Origin of the sequence: Pseudoalteromonas aurantia 208, assembly GCF_014858725.1 — a bacterium.
GTDB lineage: Bacteria > Pseudomonadota > Gammaproteobacteria > Enterobacterales > Alteromonadaceae > Pseudoalteromonas > Pseudoalteromonas aurantia.
The window spans coordinates 1247947-1260038 of sequence record NZ_AQGV01000012.1 but is presented as its reverse complement, the minus strand read 5'-3'; the positions used below and the strand labels follow the sequence as shown (position 1 = coordinate 1260038).

Here is a 12092-nt window from a genome sequence, read left to right as displayed (position 1 = left end):
CTCGCTGTAATTCCTTTATTCAATCGAGTGCAAGTCTAGGAAGTCCAGTCCTTGGTGAAATTATACTGTTTCAAGATCACTAATCGATATCATACTAGATAATTAGCTGTTGATCCCCGCCGATTTTTTTGGTTAGCTTAATAACTCTGCAACATGAAGAAACTATATAAACACCTGATATTTGGTTTATTCTTCTCAAAGGATTATTTATGAAAAAAGTTTTCAGCTATATTTTCAGAGACAAACGAGCGACAGTAAAAAATGCAGCTATTGGCGTAATATCTGCCGTTATACTCGCTGTTTCACCTTTAATAATAGAATTTATAAAAGGAAAACCTGAGCCGAGAACACAAATAAACCAAAATGGTGGAAGTTCTAACACTAATATAGTATCCCATAATGGAAACGTAAGTTACAACAATCCTAAAACGCTTCAAGAGTATCGTACTTTAGGTGAGATTGAAGGATATAAAAGCGGGTTCGCAGATGGCTTTAATACTGTAGCAGCAGATAACCATATACCTGTTGTTCCAGAAGACATTCTAAATAAAATGTTTCCTCCAATCAGAGGCTTTACTTTCGCCGCCCGAAGAGCCAAAGTCAAAGAGTTATGTACTAACGGTAGCTTAGCAGAAATGGATGCTTGCAGGGCTGAAGTGATGTTTGGAATGGTCAGTAAACATGAAAAAGGCAAAGTTAGTACTGAAAAGTTAGAAAAGAAAAAGTTAAAAGACCAAGAACTTGCTAAAAAAGAGGTGGGTACACTTGTAGTAAACTATAGTTTTGCTTTTCATCCTAAATTAGACGGCACATTGGGCTCTGAGGAGATTTACCTTAGGAGTCATAAGACGCTATTTTTACTGTGTTCAAAAACAACAGGTTGTGAGATCGTAGATTTTGATAAATATTTCCCAAACATGTTAAAATATCTTAACGGCCGTAAATTAGTCAAAGGTGTAAGGCCAATCCATGGAGAAGCATTTACAGAATACCGAATAAGAATGACTTCGTTATATCTTCAATCAAAAATCATCCCTATTTCCGATTTTGAAATTGTAGCAATGCTAAAAAGCCTGAAACTTTAACAATTTCCTAAGGCTTATTTAGCTTAAACCATTTTCCCTCGACAAAACGTACGCACCTCCATTCATCAAAAATAGAAGAAATGGGTGTAACTATGATGGCTATCATCAACATAAAGAAAGCACATCTCGTCATAAAATTATTGTGATTAAATAAAACCAAACACCATGTATGGCAGGTATTGTTACGGCCTTCAATAAACGTCCTAAATTTGGCCACACGGGCTCAGTACACCCCATGAGTTACAAAAGCCACCCAAGTTAGAGAAAAGGCCACCAAACCTTTTCTGCTCTTGAACTATAAACTCATACGTCACTTTACTTTTTACCGTCACCGAGACATACCCTGATTCATCTCCTTCTTCAATCGAATCTTCATCAGGGTCTACAAAACTCGCGTTAGGCAACAGTTCTAAAATTACAGCTCGCTGATCTTGACTTAATGGCCAAGACTCAAAGTCAATATTAAACTCAACGTCATGCACAGCGCTGAAGTCAAAGTTTCTTTCCTCTAACAAACGCAGTACATCTGCGTCGGAATCAGTTGGCCAACTATTTTTCTCTATCATTAATAAAATCTCTTTGTCTGTCAGTGCAATTAACGTATCACATATGATAATCATTTGCATTAATGATCAGTATTCAATTGTTAGAGATTTCGATATCAATGACCCACCTGTATATCGATTTAGCGCATTTTATTAAAACAACAAATTGACGTACCTTAAACATAAAACAAACAATATCAGACAATTAGCTATAACTTTTAGTCTCAACTGGCAAAGCCGCTCACATTTGATGTCAACCTAACCTAACCTGAACGAACACGCAATGGCGTCGCCAACCTCTTTCCATCGACAGTGTTAAGGTTAACCTAGGCATGCCTTGACTATGGAGTCTTGCAATGTCCTGTTTTTACAATTTATACAGTCAACTGGCATCATCCATTCAAAAGTATTATTTTTATTGTAAACACCTTCCTTTTATTCGCTTCGTTTTATTTTACAACAAACAAAAACCACCAACACCAATTTAACATTCGTGACTTTTAAGATAATAAAGTGTATTTTGTCCCAGTTATATTTTTAAAATAATAAAAAGCAAATACTTAACTTTTAGCTGTATTGCCAAAATAATGAAAGGAAGCAAGGAAACGATATGAGTTATATCGCAGACACCAGTGCGCAAGATACAACAATAAAAAAATCCCGTTCACTAAAGAAGTTGATTGTGCCAGTTTTTGGCGTCGTTATCGCAGCAGTCATATTTTATCTATTTATACTTCCGCCAATCATCAATTGGACAAAAGGCACAAGTGCCGTACACAAAGAGAAACTTAATATTGCGACTGTTGAACAAGGCCTATTTATTAGAGACCTTTCAGTACAAGGCAAAGTCACTGCGGCGCGTCGACCTACATTATACAGCCCCGCACAAGGTACCGTAACGTACTTAGTTGAAGCAGGAGACAGCGTCATGTCACAACAAACGGTTGCCATCATCGATAGCCCCGAATTAAAGAGTGAATATAATCAACAACAAGCAAATTTGATTAGACTAAAAAATCAACTTGAACGTGAAAAGATTCAGGTAAAGAAGTCAAATTTAGAACAAGAAAACCAAATTGGTCAGGCACAAGTCGCACTCAATGCAGCTAAAAGAGAAATGCGACGCGCTAACGAAGCCATGAAAAATAAAGTGATCAGTGACATTGATTATCAAAAAGCCAGTGATGATTTACAAAATGCCAAGCGTGAATATGAACACGCAGTAAAAGAAGTTGCATTGGTAAAAGAAAGTCAGAAATTTGAAATTAAAACCCGTGAATTAGAGTTGCAATCTCAACAAGTCAAAGTGACTGAATTGAAACGTCAGGTTGATGGTTTAAAGGTCACATCACCTGTGACGGGTCTAGTAGGAAATTTAAATGCACAACAAAAAAACTCCGTGGCTAAAAACCAATCTCTTTTGAGTATTGTTGACTTATCTGAATACGAGCTCGAAGTGCAAATCCCTGAGAGTTATGCGGATGACCTCGCCTTAGGCATGGAGGCCGAAATTACCCTCAACCAAAGCATGTATCAAGGTGAATTAGTCGCTATATCTCCCGAAATCACTCAGGGCCGTGTTCAAGGTAAAGTACGTTTTAAAGACTCGAATTTAACTGGGCTGAGACAGAACCAACGCTTAACAACGCGGATTATTCTAGAACGCAAACATAATATTCAATACCTCCCTAGAGGTCAGTTCTTAAAAACCTATAACGGGCAATTTGCTTACGTTGTAACCGATAATTCAGCAGTTAAAACCGCCATAAAAATAGGCTCACGTAGTCTAGGCAAAGTAGAAGTGATATCTGGCTTAAAAACAGGTGATACCGTGGTGATATCTGATTCAGATATTTTCAAAGACGCACCAAGCGTACGTATTTTACAATAAAAAGGAATAGTAATGTTAAAAATGAAGAGTTTATCAAAAGCGTTTGTAACGGATGCAATAAAAACGCAAGCACTTCACCCATTTGATCTCACCATAGAACAAGGCGAATTTGTCAGTATTATTGGTCCTTCAGGTTCAGGGAAAACAACCTTTTTGAATATTGCAGGGTTATTAGAAGAACACTCCGACGGTCTATATGAGTTGGATGAGCAAAATGTCGCGCAGTTTACCGATAAAAAAAAATCCGCCTATCGAAATGAAAAAATTGGTTTTGTATTTCAAAGCTTTAATCTCATACCGGAGCTAAACCTCTACGATAACGTTGACATGCCTTTACGCTATAGAAAGTTTAACCGTGATGAGCGGCACAAACGTATTATGCAAGCACTTGAGCAAGTCGGATTAGCGGGACGAAAGAGTCATTACCCAACACAACTCTCTGGTGGTCAACAACAGCGTGTTGCGATTGCTCGCGCTATAGCAGGTACTCCTTCCGTTATTCTCGCAGATGAACCAACGGGTAATTTAGACTCTAAAATGGCTGAAGGCATTATGTCCTTACTGAAAGACATCAATGCAGCTGGCACAAGTATTATCATGGTGACCCATGATAATGAACAGGCAGCTCAGGCTAACCGCATAGTACAAATTAAAGACGGTCACCTATCTGAATACACACACAATAAAAAAGCCATCGCGTAAGGGCATAACATGTATTCTTATTACTTCAAGCTCGCCCTGCTCAGCTTGCGTAAAACGCCATTACTAAGCCTTTTAATGGTGATAATGATCGCGATTGGCATTGGTGCAACCATGACCACCTATACTGTCAGCTACATGATGTCTCAGGATCCTATCCCAAATAAAAGTGCAAACCTATATCAGGTTCAACTAGACAGTTTGGATTACGAGTTTGCTGATGGCGATACATTGCCTATCACTATCTCATATCAAGACGTCCAAGCATTATTAAAATCCGATATACCAAAAAACCACGTTGCACTGAGTGCCATTCAAGAAGAGATCCGCCATATAAATAACAAAGATATAGAGCCTAGAAGCTTGGAAGTTCGCTCAACTACCAGCGACTTCTTCAATATGTTTGAAGTACCCTTTTTGTTTGGCGCAGGGTGGAGCGAACAAGATGGCAAAGATGCTGCCCAAGTTGCCGTGCTATCCAAAGAAACTAACACTTGGCTTTTTAATGGTGAAAACTCGGTTGGCAAAACATTTTATTTCGGTAAAGACACGTATCGTGTCATTGGTGTATTAGACGATTGGAACCCCTTACCCAAGTTTTACGCCCTTCAGAATGAAGCGTTTAAGAAACCAAATGGTATATTCATTCCCTTCAATACCCAAATTCAAAATGAACTGCTGACTTTAAAGTTAATGAACAATTACTGCTGGAAAGAACCGGATGATCAGTCCTTTGCATCTTTACTGGTATCAGAATGTATGTGGGTCGTTTTCTGGGTTGAACTCTCGAATAAGAAAAGCCATGATGAATATCAAACATTTATAGATAATCATGCTAAAGAGCAGCAATCTTTGGGGAGATTCCCACGTCGTATTTTCAATAAACTTTTACCATTGAAGCAATACTTGATAGTTGAAGAAATTATAAGCGATGATAGTAAACTGGCCGTGTGGTTAGCAGCCCTATTTCTGTTGGTCTGTTTGCTTAACTGTATGAGCCTCATGATAGCCAAGTTTGATGCCAAATCAGGTGAAATCGGATTACGTCGTGCTGTCGGAGCAAGCCAACAGGATATTGTCAAACAATTTGCAATTGAGTTATCAGTGATCGGTTTCGTGGGTGGGTTACTGGGATTGTTGCTTGCAAAGCTTGGGCTTATTGCCGCAGCCAACACATACCATTACCTACACTCAGGGCTAATGCAAATGAACACTCAACTAACTCTTGGCACAGTACTATTGGCGGTTATATCGAGTTTAGTGTTTGGCCTTTATCCAATCATCAAAGCAAGTTACATGCAGCCCTCCAGCCAACTTAAAAGCTTATAGGATAAAAAACATGCGTGATTTTTTACCCATAGTAAAAACATTTAAAAAGAAAAAAACCACCCCTATTTTATTGGCATTTCAAATTGCTGTTACATTCATGGTACTTGTCAATGCCATTTATATGATTTCAGAACGAAACGACTTAATAGCAAGCCCTGTCGGCGTCGACATTAAAAATACACTTACGGTTATTACTAATTTATCTGACGAGCATGGTGATTTAATCAATCAACTAGAAGACGATTTACTTGCATTAAAAAATATTCATGGCGTCATCAACGCCGCGCCAATGACAGCGCTTCCGCTTGAAGGCTGGGGTGCTTATATTGAGTTTAAACTCGTGCCTGATGAAGAATATGTTGCCTTTGGCGGATACTTTGGCTCAAACGAGGACGTGATTGATGCGTTAGGGCTTACCTTAGTCGCTGGTGAAAATTTCTCCCCTTCGGATATCCAAACGGCAGAGCGAGATGGTATATATAAACCCGCAAAAATACTGATAACCAGAGCCTTGGCTGAAAAAATATCTCCCGATAACTGGCGAGACATACTCGGTAAAAATATATATTTCTATAAAGAGCCTCACGAGGTGATAGGTATCATTGAGCGATTGCAAAATGCATGGAGTTCCTGGAGTGCCGTTGAATACACCGTAATTTCGTCAGTACGTGAGTCAAACCATAGCCAACGTTATATAGTTCGCGTTGAACCTGATCAAATGGACTACGTTATAAAAGCGATACCAGAAGCTTTACTCACACATGCTTATAAACGCATAGAAACAATTGAGCCTTTAAGCGAGGTAAAAAAACGCAGTTATCAAGAAGACTTAGCAACCAACCAATTACTCACATCGGTCTGTATTGGCCTCACCATCATTACCCTATTTGGGATCTTAGGTCAGGCTAAATTTACAATTAACAGACGAATAAAACACATTGGCACTCGACGTGCGCTTGGCGCCAGTAAATCTCAAGTAGTGCGCTATTTCATGCTAGAAAATGCCATCATTTCAACCATAGGTGTGGTAATTGGCATACTCACCGCCATCATATTAAACAACCAATTTGTGGAACTACTTGCAATCACACCCGTCCCGCTAAACTTTTTACTGTTCGGCGCTATTGCGATTGTGTTGCTTGGGCAAATCGCAGTCGCTTATCCTGTTAGTCAAGCGGCCAAAGTGTCTCCCGCAATCACAACCAGGGGGGCGTAACCTATACCCCATTAACAACCATCACGGTACTAATGGGGTAACTGACTGAGCGGTTGTCTCGAAAAGTAGTCGAGTGTATTACTCCTGGACTATTAACTTAATGGTGCTGCGTTTACGACAGTGAAATTATTATCAAGAAACCTTCCCACTCATCGCGGTCCTTATATTAATAACAAAAAACTTTGTAACCAAACTGCGCTAATCCCCTAGCTAAGGAGTTGCATATGTAATGTCATGTAATGTTCAAATCTGTGCTGGCAATGCATAATTTAACTAAATACGTCTCGTTTTAGAATGAATACTTCAAACTCAACAGCACCTCAAGGAATAAATTATGAAATTACATCCAAAGTATGTTTAATACTGCTCAGTTTAATTCTTCCAAGTTTAGCCTCTGCAACAACAATGAGTACAACCGAAGAAAATACCGATAGACTAGGGTTAGAATATTTACATATTATTCAAGATCAAGGTCAAGATGATGCAACAGTTTGTAAAGCCAGCTGTAAAAATGATCCAAGGTGTAACTCTTGGACTTATGTTGACCCAGGTGTTCAGAATGCAACTTACGGCCTATGCTGGCTTAAAAGTGCAAAAAATATAGGAACCACCTGCTCGTTCTGCACTTCAGGATACAAGCTAACCCCCACCAAAAGCGAAATGAGTCTTTCTGAAACCGACAGAGATAGGTTTGGTCATGAGTTCTTTCAAACCCAGTTTATGAATGGGGAAACAGAAAGTGACTGTGAAGCACTCTGTCAAAAAAACGGTTTATGCGGGTCATGGACTTTTGTTGAGGCTGGTTTACAAGGCCCATACCCAAGATGTTGGCTTAAAAGTGCTGGCAACGAGTCAACCGAAACATGCGACATGTGTACTGCTGGTAAAAAAGTACCCAACTTAATTGCCACGCCACCTGTCGCGAATACACTGCGTATCGGCCACCCTTACAATACAATTAACAACTCAAGTGAGAACGCATGCTTACTTGCATGTCAAAATGACAACAAGTGTATGTCATGGAACCTCAATACTAACAATCAGTGTACATTAAACATTACTGTGAATGAATCACAGATAAGTCAAGGCGACAGTTCTGGCTATAAAGTAGAAAAACGCATTTTAAATACTCGATTAGCCGCAGGCGAAAATCACACGTGTTTCGTACAAAAAGACAATACGATTAAATGTTGGGGCGACAATGACGCAGGTCAATTAGGCAACAACACCACAACGGATTCAACAATACCGGTATCAGTGAATAACCTCAATAATGCCTATCAAGTTGCTGCCAGTAAAAATCACAGCTGTGCTGTATTGCGTGATGGGACTGTGAGTTGCTGGGGGAAAAATGCAAATAAACAACTAGGTAACGGTACTTCAACTGATTCATTGACACCTGTTGCGGTAAATACCGTTAGCAATGCGATTCAAGTTGCTACTGCAGATAAATTCTCTTGTGCATTATTGGGATCAGCAGAGGTCACGATTGATAATATTACAACAACAGAAACCGGCGTGATAAATTGTTGGGGCGCTTTCCCAATCCCTAACAATAGAAACTCTTGGCCAAGTGCGGATCCAAGTAATATGGCGTACGCTGAGTTAGTTAATGTGAAGAAAATAGCTATAGGCAGTGCTCTTAGTAATGGCCACATATGTGCATTGAAACAATCAGGCACCGTAACTTGTTTAGGTAAAACGGCTGCAGCAGGTCCAACAGATCCCATCAATTTTAGAAACAACATCGCGACGGTTTCTGGCCTCACTAACGCCATTGATATTGCGACCTCTGACCTCGTATCTTGCGCGATTGAGGCCGGTCAATCAAGCCAAAGCAATACGGTAAACTGTTGGGGATATATCGATAGTTCAAATGTACTAACTTCACCCATCGTTATGGCTGGGCTTGACGGTGCTGTGAGGTTATCTGTGTCAGGAAATAACCAAAACTCTAATAGAGTATGTGCAACACTTTATGATGGCACAATAAAATGTTCTGCATATGGTAAAGGAGATTATTCTGTCGCTGGCGCATCTAATGACGTTGATGTTGCGAATACATTAAATGGCGCATGTGCCCTTCAGTCATTTAATGATGTACAGTGCTGGGATGAGTTACCCGTTTCAACAGACCCTACTGCCCCCAAAACAACATCACCCGTTAAAGTCATATTTTAACAAGTGATATGAATGAGAGACTATAAGCCACATACCTCAGTATGTGGCTTATTAGATGGCATGCACCGTGATGTAGCTAACAGGCAAAAGCAAACAGAGATAGCTGCTAACGGTGAAGTACAGTCAGTGGACTCACCTTTAGCGCTTGGTAACACCTTTAGTCTCACTTGCGCTAAACGCTAATATGTCGCCAGGCTGGCATTCTAAGTAATGACAAATAGCAGCTAATGTTTCAAAGCGAACCCCTTTGACCTTGCCGCGTTTAAGTAACGATAAGTTAGCTTCGGTGATCCCGATGGCTTTAGCTAACTCTTTAGAGCTCACTTTTCGAATCGCTATCATCACATCTAAATTTACAATAATTTCCATAAGCTAAATAAACTCTTTATTTTCAGCTTCGATTTCTTTGGCTGCTTTAAGTAAATACACAATCACTAGCATCAACAAAATAGTGGTAATCTCATTGAAATCAACCGTCAGCTCAATACTAACACTGTCTTGAAAGTCTCGCGCGTAGTTACCTATCAGTAGCGTATCAATAATACCAAGTATAAAACTTGCCAGTTTTAACCACACTAGCCATAAGTAACAATGCATTGAATCGGGTCCAAAAAATTGCCCTTGTTGATAATGACTCAATAATTTTTGCAACCAATAAACACCAAGAAGAAAGCTAAGCAGTAATGGCAGTTTCGATGCCAGCAGGAAAGATTGACTCGCTGACGGGTTATCCCAAAGCGCAAAGAACAATGCACTAGAATTGAAATAAATTTCATCGTCTACAAAGTAGCCATAGGCAAGGTAAAAAATCACAGTGGTTGCTGCCAGTAATATTAATACTCTTAATAACCCGCTCATTCTCATAAGCTTTTGCATACTTACATTCATTTATTGCTCTTTATTCCTCAAAATACTTAAAGCAATAGTACCACACAATAATAAAACATTACAAAACAACATAAAATTATCGTTTTACAATAATTATTTTTCGTGTAACTATACTCCCAAGTTACTTATCACTCTTTCAGCATGAGTAAAAACAGCGAGAACCTAATTATGATCACCAAATACTTACTACCAAGCTTAATCATCGGCGCTTTATCGTCAGCCGTTACTCCACTGGTTTATGCCAGCAACTTAGAAGGTAACATTACTAAAAATCAGGTAAATACAACGTTGATCCCGATGGCGGACTTTTTTAATAAAAGTTTAATGAGCGATATAAAGTTGTCGCCATCAGGACATTGGATAGCTTTTTTTAAAGAGTTCGATGGCGCACAGAATATTTTTCTTGTCCGTAAAGGGCAACCATTGACACACGCTTACGCAGTGACTCAGTCTAAGGATCCCATAAAGAGTTTTCAGTGGTCAAAAAATGACGACAGCCTATTTTTTATTCAAAATGAAAATGGTAATGAAAAGGATCAAATTCATCATTTAACGTTTGGCAAAAACAAATCTCAACAAGAAGTTCACCTTAAACCACTCACTCAAAACAAAGATGCAACATACGCTTTGTTAGGCCAAGTTAAAGACATGCCTAATCAACTAATCGTGATGTCAAATCAAGATCAAAGTGGTCAGCTAGATATTTTTCATTTAGATGTCATAACCGGTAAGCTAAAAAAAGTACTTGAAAACAAAAAAGGATTTCGTTCACTGTCATTTAACAGTCAAGGCATTCCAATGATTGCTGTTAGCGCCAACAGCGACAATACCAGTACACTTTATGTAAAAAATAAGCATGAATGGCAAGCGGTATTTGACACCGCTTTTGGCGAAAACATGACTTTATTAAAATATGATGAAGCTAACCATAAAGCCTATTTAACGGGTGACATTCAAAAAAGGGACAAGCAGGAACTCTTATCATTTGATTTTAAAACACAGTCATTTACCACGCTTCATCAAGATCCTGAAAATCAATCAGACGTATATAAGGTTGAATTTAATGATGATAACCAGCCCATAGCCGTGTCATATTACGGTGGACACTTACGTACTTATCCATTAAGCCAAACGTTTGCTCAACATTGGACTAAAATCAACAGCTATTTTAACGACACGGTTGAAATTAGTGTTAAGTCAATGAATAAAAAAACGGGGCAATGGCAAGTTACCGTCGGCAGTGATATTAAAACCGACCGTGATTACAGCTACGATGTGAATACGCAAAAACTGCATGCGCTCCTAACGCAAAAGCCGGCAATTGCCCCCGAGCGTTTATCAAAACGCCAATCAATCAATTATCAGTCTCGCGACGGTGTGAACATTCAAGCTTACTTAACGCTACCCAAAAACAAACTTAAAAACCTACCCACGATTATATTGCCACATGGTGGACCTTGGGCTCGAGATTACTGGACATTGAGTTCAGGGTATTTCAACCCGGTAGCGCAGTTATTAGCCAACCGAGGTTATGCGGTATTACAGCCAAATTTTAGGGCTTCAACAGGCTTTGGTAAAAAATTTCTAAACGCTGGAAATAAAAACTGGGGGCTTGGTAATATGCAACATGACTTAACAGATGGCGTTACTTACTTAGTGAACCAAGGTATTACTGACAAAAACAGGGTTGGTATTATGGGGGCTTCTTATGGCGGATACGCGACATTGGCAGGCATTACGTTTACACCTGATATATACAAAGCAGCCGTATCCTACGTAGGGCCTTCAAGCTTAATTACCTTACTTGAATCTTTCCCGTCGCACTATCGCCCTTACTTAGGTCAATTTTTCAGTGCCGTTGGCGACCCTGAAGTGACCGCTGACCGAGTACAGATGAATAGCCGCTCGCCCATTAACTTTGTTGATAACATTAAAACACCATTGCTTATTGTACAAGGTGCCAACGACCCAAGAGTTACCCAGCTTGAATCAGACAATATTGCTCGCGTAATGTATAAAAAAGACCTACCTGTTGAATATATTTTGGCAAAAGACGAAGGCCATGGCTTTCTTAAGCGTGACAATAAACTGGCCTATGTTATGGCAATGGAGCAATTTTTCGCTAAACATTTAGGTGGAAAAACCAGTAAAGAAACATCAACAGAGATTGCAACGCATCTTAAAACATTAAAAGTTGACCTAAGTAAACTGTAATTTTAAAATCAAAAACTACAGACATAAAGCTACCTTTATGTCTG

General features: G+C 39.3%; 10 protein-coding genes. 7 read left to right on the top strand and 3 right to left on the bottom strand.

Annotation, left to right across the window (positions count from 1 at the left end; all coding sequences use genetic code 11):
• The first annotated feature begins 209 nt into the window (after nt 1-209).
• Complete coding sequence (locus PAUR_RS09265; protein WP_192507482.1) at nt 210-1085, top strand: hypothetical protein; 876 nt, start codon at nt 210-212, stop codon at nt 1083-1085.
• A 203-nt stretch (nt 1086-1288) separates the two neighbouring features.
• Here the strand turns inward: PAUR_RS09265 and PAUR_RS09260 are convergent, their stop codons facing one another.
• The gene (locus tag PAUR_RS09260) at nt 1289-1711 is read right to left on the bottom strand and encodes a ribonuclease E inhibitor RraB (RefSeq protein ID WP_192507481.1); all 423 of its coding nucleotides are present in this window, start codon (nt 1709-1711) and stop codon (nt 1289-1291) included.
• 529 nt (nt 1712-2240) lie between these two features.
• Between PAUR_RS09260 and PAUR_RS09255 the strand changes: the two genes are divergently transcribed.
• The 5 genes from PAUR_RS09255 to PAUR_RS09235 all read left to right on the top strand — a co-directional run bounded on the left by PAUR_RS09255 (nt 2241) and on the right by PAUR_RS09235 (nt 8946).
• Nucleotides 2241-3521, top strand: coding sequence for an efflux RND transporter periplasmic adaptor subunit (locus tag PAUR_RS09255; RefSeq protein WP_192507480.1), 1281 nt, complete (start codon nt 2241-2243; stop codon nt 3519-3521).
• Between the two features lie 12 nt (nt 3522-3533).
• Nucleotides 3534-4223 carry an ABC transporter ATP-binding protein gene (locus PAUR_RS09250; protein WP_192507479.1) on the top strand — a complete coding sequence of 230 codons (690 nt, stop codon included), beginning with the start codon at nt 3534-3536 and terminating at the stop codon, nt 4221-4223.
• A 9-nt stretch (nt 4224-4232) separates the two neighbouring features.
• Nucleotides 4233-5549 carry an ABC transporter permease gene (locus PAUR_RS09245; protein WP_192507478.1) on the top strand — a complete coding sequence of 439 codons (1317 nt, stop codon included), beginning with the start codon at nt 4233-4235 and terminating at the stop codon, nt 5547-5549.
• A gap of 10 nt (nt 5550-5559) precedes the next feature.
• On the top strand, nt 5560-6765 hold the full coding sequence (locus PAUR_RS09240; RefSeq protein WP_192507477.1) for an ABC transporter permease: 1206 nt from the start codon (nt 5560-5562) through the stop codon (nt 6763-6765).
• Between the two features lie 405 nt (nt 6766-7170).
• Nucleotides 7171-8946 carry a PAN domain-containing protein gene (locus PAUR_RS09235; RefSeq protein WP_192507476.1) on the top strand — a complete coding sequence of 592 codons (1776 nt, stop codon included), beginning with the start codon at nt 7171-7173 and terminating at the stop codon, nt 8944-8946.
• A gap of 138 nt (nt 8947-9084) precedes the next feature.
• On the opposite strand, the gene PAUR_RS09230 is transcribed toward PAUR_RS09235, so the two are convergent.
• Together PAUR_RS09230 and PAUR_RS09225 are read right to left on the bottom strand one after the other, a co-directional pair.
• Nucleotides 9085-9315, bottom strand: a complete 231-nt coding sequence (locus tag PAUR_RS09230; protein WP_192507475.1) for a helix-turn-helix domain-containing protein — start codon at nt 9313-9315, stop codon at nt 9085-9087.
• Nucleotides 9316-9318: 3 nt separating this feature from the next.
• Complete coding sequence (locus PAUR_RS09225; protein ID WP_225738326.1) at nt 9319-9822, bottom strand: DUF2975 domain-containing protein; 504 nt, start codon at nt 9820-9822, stop codon at nt 9319-9321.
• A 180-nt stretch (nt 9823-10002) separates the two neighbouring features.
• Between PAUR_RS09225 and PAUR_RS09220 the strand changes: the two genes are divergently transcribed.
• Complete coding sequence (locus PAUR_RS09220; protein ID WP_192507473.1) at nt 10003-12048, top strand: alpha/beta hydrolase family protein; 2046 nt, start codon at nt 10003-10005, stop codon at nt 12046-12048.
• Nucleotides 12049-12092 lie beyond the last annotated feature (44 nt).